This window comes from Thermoplasmatales archaeon (genome assembly GCA_014361245.1).
Taxonomy (GTDB): Archaea; Thermoplasmatota; E2; order UBA202; family JdFR-43; genus JACIWB01.
Genome location: JACIWB010000026.1, coordinates 1 through 20,427, shown reverse-complemented (window position 1 = coordinate 20,427; position 20,427 = coordinate 1). Strand labels below are relative to the sequence as shown.

18 protein-coding genes are annotated in these 20,427 nt (G+C 32.8%); 7 read left to right on the top strand and 11 right to left on the bottom strand.

The genetic code is table 11. The features are described from left to right. Nucleotides 1-128 precede the first annotated feature (128 nt). Both H5T45_05140 and H5T45_05135 read right to left on the bottom strand, forming a co-directional pair. Nucleotides 129-833 carry a metallophosphoesterase gene (locus H5T45_05140; protein ID MBC7129098.1) on the bottom strand — a complete coding sequence of 235 codons (705 nt, stop codon included), beginning with the start codon at nt 831-833 and terminating at the stop codon, nt 129-131. Continuing rightward, on the bottom strand, nt 821-3,391 hold the full coding sequence (locus H5T45_05135) for an ATP-dependent helicase (GenBank protein ID MBC7129097.1): 2,571 nt from the start codon (nt 3,389-3,391) through the stop codon (nt 821-823). Before H5T45_05135 ends, H5T45_05140 begins: the two co-directional genes overlap by 13 nt. 100 nt (nt 3,392-3,491) lie before the next feature. On the opposite strand from H5T45_05135, the gene H5T45_05130 reads away from it, so the two are divergent. The 3 genes from H5T45_05130 to H5T45_05120 are packed head-to-tail and all read left to right on the top strand — an operon-like array spanning nt 3,492 to nt 6,677. Continuing rightward, the gene (locus H5T45_05130) at nt 3,492-3,881 is read left to right on the top strand and encodes a 4Fe-4S binding protein (protein MBC7129096.1); all 390 of its coding nucleotides are present in this window, start codon (nt 3,492-3,494) and stop codon (nt 3,879-3,881) included. Between the two features lie 4 nt (nt 3,882-3,885). Further along, nucleotides 3,886-5,694, top strand: coding sequence for an aldehyde ferredoxin oxidoreductase family protein (locus H5T45_05125; GenBank protein MBC7129095.1), 1,809 nt, complete (start codon nt 3,886-3,888; stop codon nt 5,692-5,694). Further along, on the top strand, nt 5,691-6,677 hold the full coding sequence (locus tag H5T45_05120; protein MBC7129094.1) for a hypothetical protein: 987 nt from the start codon (nt 5,691-5,693) through the stop codon (nt 6,675-6,677). Before H5T45_05125 ends, H5T45_05120 begins: the two co-directional genes overlap by 4 nt. Here H5T45_05120 and H5T45_05115 read toward each other — a convergent pair. The 3 genes from H5T45_05115 to H5T45_05105 are packed head-to-tail and all read right to left on the bottom strand — an operon-like array spanning nt 6,674 to nt 9,780. Further along, the gene (locus tag H5T45_05115) at nt 6,674-7,486 is read right to left on the bottom strand and encodes a hypothetical protein (protein MBC7129093.1); all 813 of its coding nucleotides are present in this window, start codon (nt 7,484-7,486) and stop codon (nt 6,674-6,676) included. The genes H5T45_05120 and H5T45_05115 overlap by 4 nt on opposite strands. Further along, the gene (locus H5T45_05110) at nt 7,483-9,486 is read right to left on the bottom strand and encodes a hypothetical protein (GenBank protein ID MBC7129092.1); all 2,004 of its coding nucleotides are present in this window, start codon (nt 9,484-9,486) and stop codon (nt 7,483-7,485) included. Before H5T45_05110 ends, H5T45_05115 begins: the two co-directional genes overlap by 4 nt. 24 nt (nt 9,487-9,510) lie before the next feature. Then, the gene (locus tag H5T45_05105; protein MBC7129091.1) at nt 9,511-9,780 is read right to left on the bottom strand and encodes a UPF0058 family protein; all 270 of its coding nucleotides are present in this window, start codon (nt 9,778-9,780) and stop codon (nt 9,511-9,513) included. A gap of 618 nt (nt 9,781-10,398) precedes the next feature. Between H5T45_05105 and thiC the strand changes: the two genes are divergently transcribed. From thiC to polX, 3 genes are all read left to right on the top strand, one after another. Further along, on the top strand, nt 10,399-11,676 hold the full coding sequence (gene thiC, locus H5T45_05100) for a phosphomethylpyrimidine synthase ThiC (GenBank protein ID MBC7129090.1): 1,278 nt from the start codon (nt 10,399-10,401) through the stop codon (nt 11,674-11,676). Further along, the gene (locus H5T45_05095) at nt 11,673-13,391 is read left to right on the top strand and encodes a hypothetical protein (protein ID MBC7129089.1); all 1,719 of its coding nucleotides are present in this window, start codon (nt 11,673-11,675) and stop codon (nt 13,389-13,391) included. Before thiC ends, H5T45_05095 begins: the two co-directional genes overlap by 4 nt. 208 nt (nt 13,392-13,599) lie before the next feature. Next, nucleotides 13,600-15,300, top strand: a complete 1,701-nt coding sequence (gene polX, locus H5T45_05090; protein ID MBC7129088.1) for a DNA polymerase/3'-5' exonuclease PolX — start codon at nt 13,600-13,602, stop codon at nt 15,298-15,300. Here the strand turns inward: polX and H5T45_05085 are convergent. Then, a complete protein-coding gene (locus tag H5T45_05085) occupies nt 15,286-15,903 on the bottom strand; it encodes a 16S rRNA methyltransferase (protein MBC7129087.1) in 618 nt (205 codons plus the stop codon). The genes polX and H5T45_05085 overlap by 15 nt on opposite strands. After that, nucleotides 15,903-16,985: a formate--phosphoribosylaminoimidazolecarboxamide ligase gene (locus H5T45_05080; GenBank protein MBC7129086.1), complete on the bottom strand. Its 1,083-nt coding sequence runs from the start codon at nt 16,983-16,985 to the stop codon at nt 15,903-15,905. Before H5T45_05080 ends, H5T45_05085 begins: the two co-directional genes overlap by 1 nt. A gap of 48 nt (nt 16,986-17,033) precedes the next feature. Here H5T45_05080 and H5T45_05075 point away from each other — a divergent pair, with 48 nt between their 5' ends. Further along, nucleotides 17,034-18,821, top strand: coding sequence for a PAS domain-containing sensor histidine kinase (locus H5T45_05075; GenBank protein ID MBC7129085.1), 1,788 nt, complete (start codon nt 17,034-17,036; stop codon nt 18,819-18,821). Here the strand turns inward: H5T45_05075 and H5T45_05070 are convergent. The 4 genes from H5T45_05070 to H5T45_05055 form a co-directional block, all read right to left on the bottom strand. Continuing rightward, nucleotides 18,804-19,130, bottom strand: a complete 327-nt coding sequence (locus tag H5T45_05070) for a hypothetical protein (GenBank protein MBC7129084.1) — start codon at nt 19,128-19,130, stop codon at nt 18,804-18,806. The two genes, H5T45_05075 and H5T45_05070, sit on opposite strands and share 18 nt — an antisense overlap. 17 nt (nt 19,131-19,147) lie before the next feature. Further along, nucleotides 19,148-19,336, bottom strand: coding sequence for a hypothetical protein (locus tag H5T45_05065; GenBank protein MBC7129083.1), 189 nt, complete (start codon nt 19,334-19,336; stop codon nt 19,148-19,150). Further along, nucleotides 19,333-19,809 (bottom strand): ferritin family protein, encoded by a 477-nt coding sequence (locus H5T45_05060; protein ID MBC7129082.1) that lies wholly within the window; start codon nt 19,807-19,809, stop codon nt 19,333-19,335. The genes H5T45_05065 and H5T45_05060 overlap by 4 nt, the downstream gene beginning before the upstream one ends. 219 nt (nt 19,810-20,028) lie before the next feature. Further along, the coding region (locus H5T45_05055) for a transposase (protein ID MBC7129081.1) at nt 20,029-20,427 on the bottom strand (399 nt) is incomplete at its 5' end.

Here is a 20,427-nt window from a genome sequence, read left to right as displayed (position 1 = left end):
CTTAACATCAAAATCACTAAATTTTTTGTTATATTTCTTCCAATAACCTTCTTTCTTCATTTTCCCATCCCCTTTAATAGTAATCTAATTTGGGTACATTAATTTTTTGATTAATCGACAACCCCGTTTTAGATTATTCTTCTTATTTCCCCTACTGTAAAGAAAGGTAGCAATTCATCACTTATTGCATAAATTTCCATTTTATCAACATCATAATCGTTTAATAAGGGAGAAAGGTATTCAAAATTTAATGCAGATGAAACATCCGTCCCGCTCGCCAGCGGGCTCATTGCAGGAAGGACAACTATTTCTTTGCTAACTAAAAAGCAAGGTAATCTTGCGACAACACCTACTTTATCTCTTAAATATAGAGATGGATGCTCATGCCCTATAACTATTCTTTCACCAATCGCTTTTTTATGCCCATGAATAAATTTTATTCCTCCATATTCATATTCATCCCTAACTTCCACATTGAATTTTTTTGCAATTGTTTTTATAAAATTATCATGATTTCCTCTTACAATAATAACCTCCAATCTTTTAACTAAAAAATCTAAAAGCTCGCTTACTTCATTCCATTCCTGCCTTAAATTTCTCCCGAACTCATGCTTGAAATCCCCATTTATGATAATCTTATCTGGACTATATCTTTTGATTATTTCCTCTATTCTATTTTTTATTATTTTTTTCTGATATTTTGGTATCATCGCCCCCTCCATTTTCAAAACACCTTCATAACCTATATGCAAATCAGAGAATACTGCAATATTATCTATTAAAATTGAATAGAGATTGTTTATTTTTAATCCATATTTTTTTATTTCGTACATCTTATCATTTCCATCAGTTCCTTATGCATTTCTTTTATCATTTCTTTCCTATCTTCCATCAAAACAACATCTGTTGAACCAATTGCTACCATATTAAATGAGAAAGGGGATGGTATTGAATAATTCTCAACAAAAACCCTGATTTTTCCCTTCTCAACTTTCTTTATAAATTTCCTTGCATTTTCTATATCCATTGCATCTTCCTTTATCTCCCTGTAAGCTTCCTTTAAAGCAGGAAAATTTCTATCTATTTCATTTACAACTTTAAAGAGTATAGAGGCATTTCTCTGCTGTTTCGCCACGCTCATTTCATAGCCAAGATAGTTTCTCAGAACAAGCAAACTCCTTGTTGCAACATGTCTAAACCTCCTTTTCAATATTTCCGTATCGCTCAATGCGCTCGTCAAATCTTTGTCAATATTTTTTGAGGAAAATAGAGAAATAATATCTTCCTTACTTATTTCCTTTTTATATGAAGGATATATTATTGCAAATCCATTATCACTTATCGCAATTCTTACATTTATTTTATATTTTTTTGTTACCCTATAAGCAAATACTCTTGAAATTGCCTCATTCGCCTTTCTCCCAACAAGTGTGTGAAAAATTATATGTCTAAAACCGTCTTTTTCGAAGGTCTCAACAAGCAGATTTTCATCATCTGGAATAAAAAAATGCATTTGCTCCCTGAAATAATTCTCAATTGCAATTGCTGTCCTTTCATCAATTTCATATTCTTTAATTAAATAATCTTTAACATTTTCTTCATTTTCTATCATTTTCTTTATTTTTCCTCTAAATTTTGAAATTTCCATTGCCAAATCAAAACTTAGAGGCAATTGCTCTGAAAACCATGAAGGAATGGTCGGGCTCATATTTGGCTTTGGATTAACAAAGATATTCATATCTCTTGACTTAACAAATTCATAGGTATTGCCAGCGAGAACAAATATATCACCTTTTTTCAATCTCTCCGCAAAAGGTTCTTCAACCTTCCCCACATAATTGTAATCTGTTGTATAAACCTTTATTGCAACTTCATCTGGAATTGTCCCAATGTTTAAGTAATAGATGGGGCGCGCCATCTTCCCCCGCCTGCCAAAAGCCCCTTCTTCTTCATCAAACCATATTTTGCCATAAACTTTTTTTTCTTCAAGCTCTTCGTATTCACCAGAGAGATAATGAAGCAATTTCATCAAATCTTTTTTTGGTAAATTTCTGTAAGGATAAGCCTTTACTATAAGAGAAAATGCTTCTTCAACATTCCATTTCTTTTCTATCGCCATTCCCACAATATGTTGAGCAAGAACATCGAGAGCATTTTCAGGTATTTTAACCTTATCAAGCCTTCCTTCCCTTGCTTCTTTTGCAAGAACAACGCACTCTACCAAATCATCTCTATCAAGCACAATTATTCTTCCTTTTGAAGTTTCATGGAGTAAATGCCCACTCCTCCCTATCCTCTGCAATGCCCTAGTAACACTTTTAGGAGAGCCAAGCAAAATAACTAAGTCTATGTAACCAATATCAATTCCCAATTCAAGGCTTGTTGATGAAACAACACATTTTAATTCCCCTTTCTTCAATCTTTCTTCAACTTTCAGCCTTACATCTCTTGAGAGAGAGCCATGATGAGCCTCTATTTTATTTTCTAAATCCCTAAATTTGCTTTTAAGATGGAAAACAACTCTTTCAGTTGCACTTCTTGTATTTGTGAAAATCAGTGTTGTTTTATGCTCTTTTATCAACTCATGGAGCAAATTATATAAAGCATCTGATAGTTCTTTTGATGAAACATATATTAAATCATCAACGGGGGAAATAACTTTCAAATCCATTTTTTTGAGGAAATTTACATCAACAATTATGCAATCTCTGTCTTTTCCAACCAAAAATTTTGCAATTTCTTTCATTGGATGAATTGTTGCAGACAAACCAATTCTTATTGGTTCTTTCTCCATTTTATAAACAAGTCTTTCAAGAGATAAGGAAAGATGAGCACCTCTTTTATTATCAGCAAGAGCATGAACTTCATCAACTATAATCCATTTTACATCTATTAACTTTTTAGAGAAAATTGGAGCATTTAAAATTATTGCAAGGCTTTCTGGAGTTGTTATCAATATATGGGGTGTTTTCTCTTTTTGTTTTTGTCTATCCTTGGAGAGAGTGTCTCCGGTTCTTACCCCTATCCTTATCTCCTCCTTTATATTATATTCTTCATAAATTTCTTTTAAAGGCTCTTTTAAATTTCTTTCAATATCATTATTTAAAGCTTTAAGAGGAGAAACATACAGGATATATATTTTATCCTCAAGTTTTCCTTCCTTTGCTAAAAGAAGTAGTTCATTTATTCCAGCAAGAAAAGCTGATAAAGTTTTCCCAGAGCCAGTTGGAGAAGATATCAGAGTATTATTTCCTCTATGAATTTCCATTACCGCATATCTCTGTGCTGGAGTAAATTTTTCAAATTTTTTTCTAAACCATCCTCTAATCTCAGGAACAAGTATGCCATATATTTCTTCATCACTATATTCATTTTTTGCAAATTCTATCATTGATTGTTAATAATTAAAATATTGAATTTATAAAGTTTGTCAAAACGAATAAAAGCATTTTTGCTAAAATCTTATAAATATCTTATTTATTTCATAAATGATGTATATCAAAACAATTCCAGAGAATTGTTCTGGATGCAAGGTTTGTGAGATAACCTGTTCATTATGGCACTGGAAAATTATAAATATAAGGAAATCCGGGATAAGGATTGATAAAAAAAGCATTGTTGAGGATATACCAAAAGTATGCACTCATGGAAAGAACTGCAATTTTGAATGCATTGAAGCCTGCAAATTTGATGCAATGAAAAAAAATGGAGAGATTGTTTATGTGGATTATGAAAAATGCATTGGTTGCGGGGCTTGCGAGAGAGCATGTCCCCTAAATGCTGTATGGATTCATGAAAAAAAAGCTTATAAGTGTGATTTATGCAACGGCACGCCAGAATGCATAAAATTCTGCTCTCAAAATGCAATTGTTTTAGGGTGATAAAATGTGTTATGCAGGAAATATATTAAAAATAGATTTGAGTAAAGAAAAAGGAGAGAAGCAAAAGATTGGGGAAAGCTTCATCCTTAAATATTTAGGAGGAGATGGTTTCGGGGCATATTTCATGAATAAAGAGGTAGATGCTCGCATAGATGCTTTCTCACCAGATAATGCTTTAATAATTGCCCCTGGTTTATTTGTTGGCACCGCCGTCCCAACTGCTGGAAAGACCTCTTTCTTTTCCAAATCTGCTTTAACAAATGGATGGAATGAAGGGGTAATGGGGGGGAGAATAGGATTTGAAATGAAGCAGGCTGGCTATGATGCAATAATAGTTAAAGGAAAAGCAAAAGAATTGAGCTATATTGTAATAAGAGATGACGAGGTTAAGATAAATTCTGCCGAGCATTTGAGAGGAGAAACAACAAGGAAAACAGCGGAGGAAATAAAAAAAGATGAAGGCGTTGATGTTGTTGCAACAATCGGCATCGCAGGAGAGAACCTTGTAAGGTTTGCAATTGTGGACTGCGACGAGAGGCAGGCGGGCAGAGGGGGCATTGGAGCGGTAATGGGAAGCAAAAATTTAAAGGCAATTGCTGTTGAAGGAACAAAAGACATAAAGATTTCGAAGCCTGAAAAACTTTTAAAGCTTGCTGAAGAATGGTATGAAAAAATGATAAGCCATCCTTCTTTTGAGGAGGATGGAAAATATGGAACAGGAGAGTTTCTTGAATGGATGAATAGCGAGCGTGGAACATTCCCAACAAGAAACTGGAGGGAAGGAATATTTGATGAGAGAAAAGAGATTGACCCTTATTATTGGGCACCAAAATATGCTATAAAAAATAAAGCATGCACACAGTGTGTTAAGCCTTGTGGAAAGGCATTTGTTGCGCGGGATTTTATGCTCGATGGAGTTGAATATGAAACACTATTTGCCCTTGGATCAAATTGTGGTGTTGCCAGCATTGAACATGTTGCGAAGGCAAATGAACTATGTGACTTATATGGAATGGATACAATTTCTGCTGGTGGAGTTGTAGGATTTTTAATGGATTTATATGAAAATGGAATTATCAAAAAGGATGAAATTGGATTTGAAGCAAAATTTGGAGATGGAAATGCCTTGCTTGAATTAATAAAGATGATTGCAAACAGAGAGGGCATAGGAAATTTACTTGCGGAAGGAGTAAAAATGGCGAGTAAAAAGATAAAAGGTTCAGAAAAATATGCAGTGCATGTTCGGGGGCTTGAGCCGCCTGCGTATGATGTGAGGGGGATAAAGGGAATGGGGCTTGCTTTCATGAGTTCTCCAAGAGGGGCGTGTCATCTTCGCTCTGGGGCATATGCCCTTGAGCTAACGGGAAAATTCTGGAAGTATGAGGGAGTTGATAGGTTCAGCAGTAAAAATAAGGGGAAGGAGATAGCTGATATGGAGAATTTTATGGCAATTTATGATGCTCTGGGAGTGTGTAAGTTTTCGAGGAAAATATTTTTGCTCAATTTTGAAGATTTGCTGGATGCCTGCATTGGAAAGGGGATGAAAGAGGATGAATTACTGTTAATAGGCGAGAGGATATGCAATTTAAAGCATATTTTCAATATAAAAGCTGGATGGAAAAAAGGAGATTGCAAATTACCTGAGAAAATGCATATTCCAATTCCTGAAGGAGTTTCGAAGGGAAGTTATATAAGCAAAGAGGAAGAGAAGGAAATGCTCGATGATTATTTCAAGGCAAGAGGATGGAGGAAAGATGGCATACCAAAGAAAGACAAAATTAAGGAGCTTGAAATAGAGGAATTCTGGATATGAAGAAAGAAATTATAGTTTTTATAATTGTATTATTAACCCCCTTATCATCTATGGTATCTGGAATTGATGAAAATGGATACGATATAAATGATGCAGCCCATTTTAAATATTATGAAAATGATGAAAACATAATATACTGGTATGAATGGTGGTATGCAAATATAAAGAATGAAGATAAAGCGATAATGATTTTCTTTCTCACATTTGGAGATTTAAATAATCCTTTGCTTTCCATCGCTGGCTCTTTTGCCTTCTTTTTTAAAGATAATGAACGCATAAGTAGTTTTGTTTCTTTTCCTTTTATACCATACCATCTTGATTATGAAAAATGCAATGTTAGCATACTGAATAACAGATTTTATGAAGAAGATGGAAAATTTTTTGTCGAACATAATGGAAATGATTTAAAAATTTATCTTGAAATCTATCCTCAAGGAGAAAGATTTGGAAGTTTTTGTAACATAGATGAATGGCAATGGATGAGCTGGTATGTAGCAAGCCCCTATGGATATGGAAAAGCAAAAGTATGGTTTGATGGAAATGAATACTATTTTGAAGGGAATGCATATCATGATCATAACTGGGGAATAGCAAAGTTTTATCAGTTAAAATGGGACTGGGGAGAATTCAGTTTGGGAGATATGGCTTTAATATATGGATTTGTTGAAGGGAAAAATGAAATGCTCGGGGGTGTGCATATTGTTAAGCAAGATGAGCATATCTTTGTCCCATATGGAAAATCTGATATGGAAATTCTTGAATGGAAAAGATTTGTATTTGAGAAGAAGCCAGAGAAAATTTTTATTTCGGCAAATGATAAGAATATAAATCTGGAAATGAATTTAGAATTGTACAAATTTTTCTACATTATTGAGGAATTGAAACTAAAACCATATCTTATGGGAAAGGCATCTGGAAGACTAAAAATTTATAATGAAGAAATTTTCTTTTTTGACATAAAAGGATTTTACGAGCATCGCTAAAGTTTCCCGAAGTTTTTTTCATATCTTGCAATAAAATCTTCATATTTCGGAAAGTTCTGCGCTCCAAATTTCTCAATCACAAATGATGCAAGTGTTGAACCAATCTTACAGCATTTTTCAATATCATATCCCTCAAGCCAGCCATACCAGAAGCCCGCCTTGAAGGCGTCGCCCGCCCCGGTTGCATCAACACATTTTGCTTTTACTGGAGGAATTTTTTTCTTTTCCCTGTATATGATGCTACCCTTCCCCCCAAGAGTTATTATCATTTCGCTGTTCCTAAATTGAATTTTTTTCAGAATTTTAGCTTCATATTCATTGCAAAATATTATGTCCGCTTTTTCAATTATATATTCTAACTCTTTTTTGCTGAATTTCTTTAAATCCTGTCCTGGCTCAAAGGCAAAAAATTCAGATTTTTCAGCCATTCTTATAGCAAGTTTTGGATGGCAAGGAGAGATATGCAAAATACTGGTTTTTATTCCTCTCATCCTTTCCATTTCTTCTGATGCGCCCCAGTAAAAATATGTTTTTTGCTCTTTTCCAGCGTTAAATATATACGCTCTTGCACATTTTTTATCGCTCTTTTTTATTTTATTTTTTAAATTAAAATTTTTCAGATAGTTTTCGTATTTTTTAAAATCTATTCCAGCTACGCTATAAAGTTGCGATTTTTTCCCCAAGCAAGCCAGACCAATTGCAATATTTGCTCCACCTCCTCCATAGCATCTTTTAAAATTATTTATATAATGTGAATTCTCCAGATTAAAAATGAAATCATAAGCTATATGCCCAACAACAGTTATCATATATTGAATATAAAAACACTTATTTTTGCCTCTTTTGTTTCTTTACCATAAGCAACTATTTTTATTTCATGCTTTCCAAAACATGTTTCATCAAATTTCCATGAATATGGTGATGAGTTATCGATATATTTTAGTTCATTATCGATATAAAATTCCACTTTTTCCGCATTATATGCTCTTGATTCTATTGTTATTCCTCCAAATATAATTGTTCTTCCAAAAAATGTTTTCATTATCTCATTATCTCTTATGTATAAATATCCACTTAATGGTTTATCAATATATACAAAAACTTCATCCCCAATGTATCCACCTATCCTTAAAGTCGGGTCTCCAAAGAGTGTCCATTCTTCAATTGTTTTATAATCAGCATCATCTTTCTTTGAAATCGCTGAAATATATCCATTTATTGAGGAAGCCCATATATCCCCTATAACCTTTTTACCCTCCTTATAATAATTGAAAAAATTCACCTCCATCCATCCGAGCAATCCTTTTGATGAATATGTCCCAAATGTCCCATACCCTATGCCCGAGGAAGCCAAGCTTGCTATTCCTCCACCGTTCGGGTGATCCAGGAATTTCCATGCAAAGCAGTCACCTGAATCAAACCTTCCACAAGAGCAAGCATTTATTATCACAACAGGCAATTTTTCCTTATTTGTTGTTTGCAAAACATGAACAATTCTGTATTCAATCCACTTGCTTCCATCCAAAGGAGGATGGGTTGCCCATTCAAGCTTATTCCCATGCCCGCTGAAATCAACGAAGCCAGCTCCACTATTTATGTAGCTTGTTATACCCGGTGCATCAAGATTCCCAAGAGATGCCCATAACTTTATTTCATTAAAATCATCCATTTTACTCAAAACAACACTATTTAAATACTCTCCTTCATACACTCCTGATTTGTCGCCGTCATCGGGCGTGAATGTGTCGCCCCCGCAAACTATTATATTTCTAAACCAGTCTTGGAATTCTGGAGCATTATTTTCATAGTTAATTATTTTATTAACAATATTGATTACATCGTCAGCGTTACTGCAAGCAACTCTTCCAATATAAACATCCGGTGCTAAATCAACCAAATCGGTGTTTCCCTGATATTTGTATTCACCGAATTTATCATTATTGTTTGTATCCCAGCTTGAAAAAGAGCCGTTGGGAAAATAAATGTCTGCAAAATACAAATCGCTTGGGAAGGATGTTTCATATTCTTCAGATGGAATGTATGATAGTCTGTAAGGGAAATTTCTACCATCTCCTACAAGCATAACATATTTTATTCCCCATTCCTCAATTGCATTTTTAATGAAATATTTCACTTTTTCAGCATCATCCCTACCTTTTCTTGAAGCAGGGCTATTATAAATTTCATTCAACCCCACTGCTATTGTCTTTATTCCCTTGCTTTCCTTATGCTGCTTCAATGTTTCAATCTCGCTCAGCCATGCATCTGGTGAAATTATCAAGAAATCATATAGCGAGGCACTTTCAGTTTTTTCTGGCAGAACATAATCAATTTTTACATCAAATTCTGCATGCAAAACTTCATTTCTCAAAGCATTGTATCTGAAAGGATAAAGATATAAGGAAAGGAAAATTACTCTTTCGCCATTGTTTATTCCTGCATGAACTTCATATTCATACCAACTTGAAGGATAAAACTCATCTTTGCTATATATTTCGCCCTCTTTTATTTCAAATTTTTTTGGATAAGGAGCGGGGGCTGGCTCTATTTTTTCCTTTAATTTTATCTTTTCAACATTTTTTTCCTTTACTTTTACTTCCTTTATTTCAGTTCCAAACGGAAATACATATGTTTCATATTTATATGGCAAAACTGGATAGCCCTCTTTGTATATGTAGGATAGGTTTTCTACATTTATGTTACAATATTCTCCATTTTTAATTATAGAATATTCATTGCTTTCAGGAGTTACCTTATTTGCCATACCCAAAAGTAGCAAAACTAACAAAGAGGCAATTATTTTTTTCATGTAAATTGTAAATATTTTTTGTATTTAAATCTTGATGCTCATTTTTTCCATTCTTTGAGCCATTCTTGCAAGTGATGCATACTTGTTGTTATTAGAGAAATATTCCGCTATTTCCTTTCCGAGAATAAATATTGCTCTTTTATGAGCACTCTTTGACTTATGCACATGCTGTGGCATAATTCCCAGTTGTTCGTATTCTTTAAATATACCATTTTTTTCTGGTAGTTGCCTCTCTATTTCATTCTTTATTTGCGCAAATAAAGCGTGCAGCTGTATCAGCTCTTCTTTTTGCATCCATCTCCCTCCAACAACTATATTTATTTACTATTTTTAAATTTTTCTATATTTTTCGGGGGCACTGTCAAGAATTTGAAAATTTGAAAAATAAGAAATGCTATACAAACTAATAGAATTAGTTAGAAAAAATATCTTTTGCTGGGACAAGAAAAAGATAGAAATTATGATTGCCATCATTCTTTACTATGCAGAATAATGAAGCCCTAAGGGAATGGTATCATAAATCTGCCCAATTATTTACTAATTCAGAAAATAAAGGCGTTGCATGGCAATAGATGTAATAAGATTTGTCAATAGCTTCTTGGTTTATTGCAAGAATAAGCCACTACTTAGGAGAGGGCTTCATGTATGGAGTGGCATTAAAAAACATCCTTAAAGCAAGATGTTTAACTGCATTTGTAGCCATTTGCAATCTGGGGGCGAGAATTTTTTGAAAGTGCCGAAACACCAAATTTTTTCTTAAAATCCGAGATATTTAAAAGTTCTCCACAAGATATTTTTCCTGCACACCTTCATCTCCAAAAAGAATTTGTGCAGAAAATGAAAAAATAAGATTTATTCAAGACAGCATTCTGCAGGAAAAATATTATAAAAGAAAATGGTTTATTTGTGGCTATGACAATAATGGAAGAAGCAAAAAGAGGGGCAATAACTGAAGAAATTAGGAAAGTCGCAAAAAAGGAAAATATTGATGCAGAAATTATTGCAAGGAGGGTAGCGGAAGGAAAAATAGTAATTCCAAATAATCCAGCTCATTCTCCAAAAGCACTGGGGATAGGAAAGGGTTTGAGAGTAAAAGTAAATGCAAATATAGGAACATCAATGGAATATGCCGATTTAAAAGAGGAAATAGAGAAAGCAAAAATTGCAATGAAATATGGGGCACATGCAATAATGGATTTATCAACAGGTGGAGATCTGGATAGAATAAGGTTAAAGCTCCTCGAAATAGTGGATATTCCTTTTGGAACTGTGCCTATATATCAGGCAGGAATAGAGGCAATTGAAAAAAAGGGAGCAATAGTCGAAATGTCATCCGATGATATATTCAAGGCATATGAAAAACATGCTAAACAAGGAGTTGATTTTGTTGTTGCACATGTTGGAGTGACAAAGGAAAGTGTTGAAAGGTTAAAAAAACAGAAAAGATTGATACCGATGGTTTCTCGTGGCGGGGCGTTCCTGATGGCATGGATTATTAAAAATGGGGAAGAAAATCCTCTTTATAAAGAGTTTGATTATCTGCTAGAAATAGCGAAGGAACATGATATGACCCTAAGTTTAGGGGACGGAATGAGGTCAGGGGCAATATATGATTCAAACGATAGAGCAAAATTCCAAGAATTACTTATTATAGGAGAGCTTGTTGAGAGGGCAAGAAAAGAGGGTGTTCAAACAATGGTTGAGGGACCTGGTCATATGCCTCTTAGTGATATAGAAGCAAATATAAAGGTTATGAAAAAAGTTACTAATGAGGCGCCTTATTTTGTTCTGGGTCCTCTTGTGACAGATATAGCCCCGGGCTATGACCATTTTGTTGCTGGCATAGGCGGGGCGCTGGCGGGCTATTATGGGGCAGATTTTCTATGTTATGTGACGCCTGCAGAGCATTTGAGCTTGCCATCTGTTGAGGATGTGAAAGAAGGGGTTATTGCGGCGAGAATAGCGGCTCATGCAGCAGATGTTGCGAGAGGAATTGACAGAGAGATAGATATGAAATTTTCAATTGCGAGGGAAAATCTTGACTGGAAAACAATGTTTGAACTTGCAATAGATAGCGAGAGAGCAAGGAGTTACAGAGAAAAAAGAAGACCAAAAAAAGCAACCGAGGCTTGCTCAATGTGCGGTAAATTATGTGCCATAGAAATTGTAAAGAGATATTTGAGAGAATGAAGAAGATTTTAATTCTATTGATTTTTTTACTTCCCCTTGCAAATGCGAGTATAAACATCTCCTATTTTTATGTTGAGAACCATGAAATTTGCCAGGAAATAGAGCCATTTATAAATGAACTGGAAAATAATGAAAGCATTAATTTAAACAGATACAATTTAAATGGAAATGAGAGTCTTTTCGACAACACAACATCCTCCTATAATTATCTTCTTAAATATAATAATCCAACTGGAGCAAAAGCAATTCCCTCCATTTTTGTTGCAAATGGATGGTTTATTTTTAATGAGAGCAACATTGAGGAAGAAAAGGAAAAAGTTAAAAATTTTCTGAATGAAATTAAGGAGTTTGAAATTGAAAATTTAATTGGGGAGAATGGGAAATTGGTTTATCCAAAACCAGTTTGCATTATTATTGCATACAACTCCTCACTTCATGATGTCAATGAAGTTGTCAATGCTCTTGAGGAAAATATAAGCTTTACAAAAATAGAAAAACTGGATTTAAATTATGAAGAAAACAGGAGTATAATAAAAAATTTGGGTAATTTTGATTTATCCAGCCCAATTATTTTTATAGGAAATAAAAGCATAATTTTTGAAGGAAACATAGATGAGATAATTTCAATAGCAAAATATTATGAAAAAGCTGGTATAGATTTTCCATATGGGTATAATGAGAAAAAGATATGCGTTGTTTTGTTTTACAAATCAACATGCCCAATTTGTGTTAATTTTAAAAAAAGTGTTGAACTATTAGGCAATTTTTATCCTCTCGAAATAAAAATTTATGATTTGAAAGAAAAGAAAAATGAGGAAATTTTACTTAACTATTACAACTTTTATAGAGTTGAATATCCATATGATGCAATAGCATTTATTGGAGATAAATATTTTATAAAGGAGAATTTAAGCGATTTTGAAAGTGAAATAAAAAAATATCTGGGTAGTGGGATAGGCTATCCAAGTGTTGAAGAGGGGGCGCTTGAGGGGGCGGAAAATATAATTAGAGGATTTACTCTCTTGAGCGTTATAGTCGCTGGCTTGCTTGATGGGATAAACCCGTGTGCTTTTGCAACTCTTGTATTTTTTATATCATATCTTGAAAGAGCAAAGAAAAAATCTATTCTCGCAATAGGGCTGTCATTCACCGCCGGGATATTTATATGTTATTTTCTTATCGGCATTGGATTTGTTGAATTTTTTGGGTTTATAGAAAGCTACACCAAGAGATATATAAACATTGCAATAGGGAGTGCCGCAATTATTCTTGGTGCATTAAGTATTTATGATTTTTTTGCAATAAAAAAAGGAGAGGAGGCAAAACTTCAGCTTCCTATGTTTATAAAAAAGAGGAGAGGAAGGCTAATAAAAAAAGTAACTGAAGACAAGAAAGTGATTATTCTATCATTTATATCATTCTTTACTGGATTTGTTATATCTGGCATAGAACTTGCATGCACTGGACAGATATATATTCCGATTGCAAAAGTGATACAAAGTGCAAGTTCCTTGAGGAGCACTGCTTTAACATATCTATTTGTATATAACCTGATGTTTGTTCTTCCCTTGATAATAATTCTCTCACTATTTTATTTTGGTCACTCTTCAGAAAAATTTGGCGAGGCGCAAAAAAAGAGTTATTTATATGTAAAAATTTTAATAGGTCTGTTTTTGATTATAATTGGTTTAGTCCTGCTATATTACTCTTTTTAAATTTTTCAGAGAATTCGCCCAAATGATTAACTTGTTAAATAGAAAAATACATGAAATTAACCATTTATTTTACAATCAACTTCAAGAATTTTGTAAATTCTTAAAGAGAAACTTTGAGAGATAGTTAATTGCATTTTAGCAATTAAACCTTATCTAACAATACAGATTTATAAAGCAAAATATATTAATAAAGAAAATTTAAATAAGCATGAAAAATCAGGAAGTTGCAAAATTGCTCTATGAGATTGCAGACCTTCTTGAAATAGAGGGAGTTGAATTTAAGCCCCGCGCCTACAGGAAGGCGGCGCAAAACATAGAGAGTTTTAGCATTGATATAGAGGAGTTATATAAAAAAAATGAACTGAAAAGCATACCGGGTGTTGGAAAAAGTATAGAGGAGAAAATAAGGGAATATCTAGAAACGGGCAGGATAAATAAATTGGAGGAAATGAGAAAAAGAATACCAATTGATATAGAAAGTTTATCAAAAATTGAAGGACTTGGTCCGAAAATGATAAAGGCTCTTTATGAACAACTCGGAGTTAAGAATTTAGATGATTTGGAAAAAGCTGCAAGAGAAGGAAAAATAAGAAAGCTGAAAGGTTTTGGGGAGAAAACAGAGAAAAATATACTCGAAAACATAGAAATAGCAAGAAAAAGACAGGAGCGTTTTTTGCTTGGATTCGCTTTAAAAGATGCTCTTGAAGTAATAGATTTACTTAAAGGACATGTAGAAAAAATAAGTTTGGCTGGTTCAATAAGAAGAAGAAAGGAGACAATAGGTGATGTTGATATACTTGCTGTAGCAAAAGAGCCTCATAAAATTATGGATATTTTTACAAGTATGAAAAAGGTTGAAAAGGTAATTGCAAAGGGAGACACAAAGTCATCTGTAAGGCTTTACGGCGGCTTGCAGGTTGATTTGAGGATAGTTGATAAAGAGAGTTTTGGTTCAGCGCTCCAGTATTTCACAGGGAGCAAGGACCATAACATAGAGTTGAGGAAAATTGCTATAAAAAAAGGATACAAGTTGAATGAATATGGTTTGTTTGAAAATGATTTGAGAATTGCGGGAGAAGATGAGGAAAAGGTTTATGAAATGCTTGGTATGCAATGGATTCCACCAGAGATGAGGGAAAATAGGGGGGAAATAGAACTTGCACTTGATGGAAAACTTCCAAAAATTGTTGAATATGAAGAAGTTAAGGGAGATCTGCAGATGCATACAGTATGGAGTGATGGAGCGAATAGTATAGAAGATATGGTTAAGGAGGCAAGAAGATTGGGACATAAATTTATTGCAATAACTGACCATGTTGGAAGCTTAAAAATAGCTGGAGGAATGGATGAAAAAAAAGTAATTGAGCAGGGTAAAGAGATAGAAAAATTAAGAGAAAAATATGATGATATATATATTTTTCATGGGGTTGAGGCAAATATTATGAAAGATGGTGAGCTTGATGTGAGTAACTCTCTTTTAAAGGAAGTGGATGTTGTTCTCGCAAGTGTTCACACCGCTTTCAGAATGAATGAAGAAGAAATGACATCTCGTGTTATAAAAGCAATAAAGCATGATTATGTGGATATAATAGCTCATCCAACATGCAGAATAATTCAGGAAAGAGAGCCAATAAAAGTTGATATTGAAAAAGTTTTGCAATCAGCAAAAGATAACAATGTTGTTATGGAAATAAATGCCTATCCAGACAGGCTTGATTTAAACGATATAAATACAAAACTTGCTGTTGAAATTGGTGTTAAATTATCTATAGGAACAGATGCACATACCATTGACCATCTAAGATATTATGAGCTCGGGACGGCGGTCGCGAGGAGGGGATGGGCCAAAAAGGAGGATATAATAAATACATATACAGTGGAGGAATTGAAAAAATTATTTGAAAAATAATCTATCTCTTATATATTCCTCATAAGTCACTATTGCTTCCATTTCTACTATCCATGCTGGTAGCATTTCATCATGCAAGCTTATTATCTCATCCACATATTCATGCACCGGTGAATAAAAATCTCCAGAAGGAAATCCTCCGATTATGCATACTGTATTCTCTTCAAATACTTCCTTGAGATTTTTCTTTTCCCCTTTTCTGCTGAATAAAATTTTTTTACCTTTCATTTTCTCAATAAGATGTGAAAGTTTCTCTTTTTTTATTTCCATCAAAGGAGAATCATTTAATGGAACCCTACCATATTCAAGAAGCTGTTTCATAAGCCCTTTGAATCTGTTATAATTTTTAATCATTCTTGTAGCGGGATTAACATATATAACTTCATCGTTTCTTGTATGTATGTATATTCTCAGTAATTTCTCTTTATTCAAAATTGATTCAAGAGCGATTAAAAGGCACATATGAATTATATCTGGCCTACCTCTTCTTTCCCAGTTCTTCATTTTTTTCATATAAGGATGATGGATTGAAGAATCAAGTATATCATCTATGCCAATTTCCCTTGCAATTTCAAGCTCACTCTCCCCAATTATAATTTGCATCATGTTATTATTTCTTCCATTTTATCTTCTCTTAAGGCAATTTTTATTTCCTGCGCAATCCGCCTTCCTGTAGAGAGGCAGGGCTGAATTAAGTCGGAGTAGGGACTTCCTGAAATGAAGAGATTTGTTCCAGCGACTATTCTTGCAGATATTTCAAACACCTTTATTTCGAGTTTATCTGTTATAACTGTTTCCAAACAAAATGGCCCTATTATCCCACCGAAAAGTTTATATGATTCTTCAACAACTCTTTTACCCATTTCAAAAACTTTTGGGAGGAGCGATTCCCTTATAACAATGGGTGTATTTCCTGTAACTACAAATGTTGGCTGAATTCCCATTTTTTCAAGCTCAGAAAATGAGCCAAGACGATGTGCTTCATCAATATTTGTCTCATCCCTTCTATCTATTGAAAGAAGTTGCAGACTACCTTTTGCAGTTCTATATCCTTCCTTAACTATTGGTGAATAGAAATAATGTATATAGTATCTTGTCCCAATAAGAAATTCCTGTATCATATATGGCTTCTTTTCAATTTTTCTCTTGAAATCTTCATAACTCTTTGCAATGAAAAAATTTTTCCCTCCCTTAGCACCATAGTACTTTACTATAACAGGCTTGTTTATATCTCTCGGGTTCTCTATAATTTCTGGTAATTTTAAACCCGCTCTTTCAAGCCATTTTCTTTCTTTTTCTCTATCCGATTCCCATTCAAGAACTGCCTTGTTTCCAAATGTAGGAACTTTCAATTTCATAAAATTTTTTGCACCCATATATTCAACAAAGGAGCCATGAGGAACAATTATTGCTTTTTTTCTATAAAATTTTTCTGCATTTTTATTTATTTCATTGTAACTTTTCAAAACAATAAATTCATCGGGTTTCGCAAGTGGAAAGGCATCATAAAAATCGGGCTTTTTTCCGATTGCAATTCCGATGCTTTTAAATCCCTCCTTTCTTGCTCCATCAAAAATTTGAAGACTTGAGTGAGAGCAGGATGTTGCTATCGATACATTTTTTTTATATTTCTCAATTATTCTATCCAATACCATACAATAAATAGAATAGATATTTTTAATCATTTTGATTTTTCTGGAAAAAACATTTATATATTATATAAAAATATTTATGTGGAGGAAATAGTAAATTTGCTCGATGAATACATCACATTCATCCTTGATGAAAGGGGTAGTTTTGAGTTTGTAAATAATCTCAGTAAAAGTTTCATTGGAAAAAGCTTTGTAAGTATATTTGAGGGCGGCGAAAGGAGGAAGGCGGCGAAAATTTTTTATGAGGCAAAAAAAAGAGGAAAGAGCGAGGGAAAACTTGTTTTGAAGGAAGGTGATGAAAGAAATACTATTTATTTAAAAATTATAAGGCATGATGAAAAGTTTTATTCCATAGGGAAAGAATTAAAAAAAGAAAAACTATCTTTTATAACAGATTTTTTAGGGAATGTTATTCAGGCTGGCGAGGGATGGATTGATTTAAAAGAGAGAAATATATTTGATATTGTTGAGGAAAAGGATAAACTTGTAGAGATTATATCAACTGCTTTGGAGAAAGGAGAATATGAAGGTAAAATTTCAATAAATGAAAAAACCGCTAAAGTTACAATAAAAGCAACTGATGTTTTGGAGTTTTTTATTGAAGAGGATATATACAAAATTTTTGAGAATATTCTGAAAAGTAAAAATATTAATGAAATATTTGATGAAGCTTCTAAATTTCTCGAAAAATTAGATATTCCTTTTTACATAAAACTGATGGATAAGGAAAGAGGAAAAAATGAGGAAAATTTCCAAGAAATCTCAATATATAAAGGAAATGAAATTGTGGGTTTTATATCAGTTCCTCCCCATGATAAGGAAAAAATTGAAAAGGTGGAATTTTTAATAATAGCTATTTCAAATGCTCTTGAAAATATTGATAATATAAAGCATATACTTGATGATTTTGCAGTATATAAGATTGATAAGGAGGGAAATATAATTTATGTCAATAATTGCTTTGAAGAATTGTCCGGCTACAATTTTGAGGAATTAAAAGGTAAAAAACTATCAGATTTTTCTGAAAATAGGGAGAAATTTTTTGAAGAATTGAGTAAGGGAAAAGTAGAAAAATTTTTGAGTAAATGGAAGGGAAAAAACAGGGAATTTATTGCTATGGAAAATGCTTGGGCTTTAGATGGAGAGATAATATCTATTGTAAGTGATGTAACTTCAGAAAAAGAAAGGGAGAAGGAGGCTGAATTTTATAACTCTCTTTTGAGACATGATATTCATAACAAGAATGAAATTGCAATTGGCTATCTTGGACTTCTTGAAAAAACAAATATAACAAAAAAACAGGAATCATTCATCAAAAAAGTAAGAGAAGCACTTCATGATATAAACAGACTGGTCAGCAATGTAAAAAAGGCTGAGGAAATAAGAAAAATAAAAAAAGAAATACATCCAGTAAAAATAAAAGAGATAGTAGAAGAAGAATGCTCCCGTTACGAAGAAAAATTGGATGAAAAGGGAATAAAAATATCATGCAGTATAAATGATGTTTTAATACTTGCAAACGATTTTGTAAGGGATATTTTTTCAAATTTAATAGATAATTCAATCCAGCATGCAAACTGCAAAAATATAGAGATATACGGTGAAAGAGAAGGCAACTTTTACAAAATTTATTTCAAAGACGATGGAAAGGGCATTCCGCAAGATGATTTAGGCAAAATTTTCGAAGAGGGCTGGAAGAAGGGCGGGGGCGGGAGCGGCATGGGGCTTTATATTGTAAAAAAAATTATGGAGCAATATGATGGAAAAATTGAAGTAGAAAGTGATTTGGGAAAAGGAGTTAAATTTATCCTATATTTTCATCTTCCAAAAGCAAAGGAAAAAACGGAAATGCTAAGGATTAGATTTTAGATTTCTAAAAAGTTCCTCACTATCTTCAACAATAAATTTTGGATATGTTTTTGGACTTATTCTGCATTTAAATTCGGTTGTATATGTAGTATGGTCTCTGCTCAAAATTCCTGATATCTTAAATGTTGCTTCCTTGCCCTGGTAATTTATTTCACCGTCTGTTACTTCTAAAATAACTCCTTCACCTTCTATTTTTCCTGATGGCATCATTATAAGTTCAAGGTTAAAAATGCATTCTCCAATCCTTTTTTCGTTTTCAAATACATCGCCTATTCCTATGTATAATCCGAGCATATCTTTTTTTTCCATGTATGCGAATTTATTTCTTATATAAAAATTCTATTCTTGCCATACCAGTATAATGGATATGGTATTGCTACAATCCAGAATAAAATCAATCCCGCAATGCTGAAAATTTTTTCAAAATTCGTAAAAATATAGGCAAAATAAATTAGGGATATAATGGGTAAAATTAAAAGAATATAGGAGAAAAATATTATATCTACTTTGTTCATGGTCCAATGTGCATCATCTCATGAACTTCATCATATAATTCAAAGTTATAAGCTATTTCCAATTCGCTTTTTAAGAGATAGTAGTGGCTTTGTTCCATGCTTGAAAGATATCTTGCAATTGCTTTTTCCTCTTCTTTGCTAAGGTTTTCCTCCATTTTTTTATAGTAATCTGATGCAATTTTTTCCGCTTCCATTGCTTTTTTTATCATATCTGATAACTGCATATTCTCTTCTATTTTAAATTCTGGAAATGGTATTTCACTTTTTTCTGGCAAATCTATTTCTTCTCCAGGAAATTTTTTACTAAAAAGTTTTTCAAGCAAGTTTCTATGCCCTATTTCTTCCTTTTCTAAAAAAATTAGTTTATCTTTTAATAAAAATATATTTGTTAAATTAGCCATCTTTCTGTAATTTTCTGCTGCATCTATTTCTGACTTTATCGCAATTTCAAGAATTCTTTTTAAATCTGGCATGATAAAAATGCAGAATTTATTATAAAAATATTTCGCCTCTTACCAGTATCTCCGAATGTTGTGTTAGATTTTGATTTTTGCAATCAAATTTTTTGCAAAAAAAATAAAAAATTTTTTATCAATTTAATTTAATTGTTCTGAAAACAAAAAATCAAAAAATAATTTCTTCTCTATAAAAATATTAGCGAAAGATAGTCCTATAACTTTCGAGATAAATTATTAAAAAATTTTGATGATTTTTTCATCGATTCTTTTAGCACAATTGATATTACATAGAACTTTTCTTTGCTTTATTAAATCAAGAATAGAATCTTTCCACTTTTCAGCTATTATAGAAATAAATTCTCTTATAAAGTACCACAGATTATAAAGGATAGCAGAAAATATGAAAAAGAAAAACCTTATAATAGGATTCTCTGTCTTCGTTTTTATCATAAAATTCTCTTGAGCATCTCTATAAAAATTTTCTATGTTCCATCTTCTCCTATATAGATCTGCAAGACTAAGAATATTTGATTCATCAATTTCAATGTTTGTGCAGAAAACATCGAAATTTTTCCAATTTTCTTTATATTTGTTACCATTTGGAATGAAGAACAAGTTTGTTTTTATTTCTTC

What these genes read in the sequence shown, in the direction of transcription:
- H5T45_05140 (MBC7129098.1), bottom strand. Translation starts at nt 833, where the DNA reads ATGTACGAAATAAAAAAATATGGATTAAAAATAAACAATCTCTATTCA.
- H5T45_05135 (MBC7129097.1), bottom strand. Translation starts at nt 3,391, where the DNA reads ATGATAGAATTTGCAAAAAATGAATATAGTGATGAAGAAATATATGGC.
- H5T45_05130 (MBC7129096.1), top strand. Translation starts at nt 3,492, where the DNA reads ATGTATATCAAAACAATTCCAGAGAATTGTTCTGGATGCAAGGTTTGT.
- H5T45_05125 (MBC7129095.1), top strand. Translation starts at nt 3,886, where the DNA reads ATGTGTTATGCAGGAAATATATTAAAAATAGATTTGAGTAAAGAAAAA.
- H5T45_05120 (MBC7129094.1), top strand. Translation starts at nt 5,691, where the DNA reads ATGAAGAAAGAAATTATAGTTTTTATAATTGTATTATTAACCCCCTTA.
- H5T45_05115 (MBC7129093.1), bottom strand. Translation starts at nt 7,486, where the DNA reads ATGATAACTGTTGTTGGGCATATAGCTTATGATTTCATTTTTAATCTG.
- H5T45_05110 (MBC7129092.1), bottom strand. Translation starts at nt 9,486, where the DNA reads ATGAAAAAAATAATTGCCTCTTTGTTAGTTTTGCTACTTTTGGGTATG.
- H5T45_05105 (MBC7129091.1), bottom strand. Translation starts at nt 9,780, where the DNA reads ATGCAAAAAGAAGAGCTGATACAGCTGCACGCTTTATTTGCGCAAATA.
- thiC (MBC7129090.1), top strand. Translation starts at nt 10,399, where the DNA reads ATGACAATAATGGAAGAAGCAAAAAGAGGGGCAATAACTGAAGAAATT.
- H5T45_05095 (MBC7129089.1), top strand. Translation starts at nt 11,673, where the DNA reads ATGAAGAAGATTTTAATTCTATTGATTTTTTTACTTCCCCTTGCAAAT.
- polX (MBC7129088.1), top strand. Translation starts at nt 13,600, where the DNA reads ATGAAAAATCAGGAAGTTGCAAAATTGCTCTATGAGATTGCAGACCTT.
- H5T45_05085 (MBC7129087.1), bottom strand. Translation starts at nt 15,903, where the DNA reads ATGCAAATTATAATTGGGGAGAGTGAGCTTGAAATTGCAAGGGAAATT.
- H5T45_05080 (MBC7129086.1), bottom strand. Translation starts at nt 16,985, where the DNA reads ATGATTAAAAATATCTATTCTATTTATTGTATGGTATTGGATAGAATA.
- H5T45_05070 (MBC7129084.1), bottom strand. Translation starts at nt 19,130, where the DNA reads ATGGAAAAAAAAGATATGCTCGGATTATACATAGGAATAGGCGATGTA.
- H5T45_05065 (MBC7129083.1), bottom strand. Translation starts at nt 19,336, where the DNA reads ATGAACAAAGTAGATATAATATTTTTCTCCTATATTCTTTTAATTTTA.
- H5T45_05060 (MBC7129082.1), bottom strand. Translation starts at nt 19,809, where the DNA reads ATGCCAGATTTAAAAAGAATTCTTGAAATTGCGATAAAGTCAGAAATA.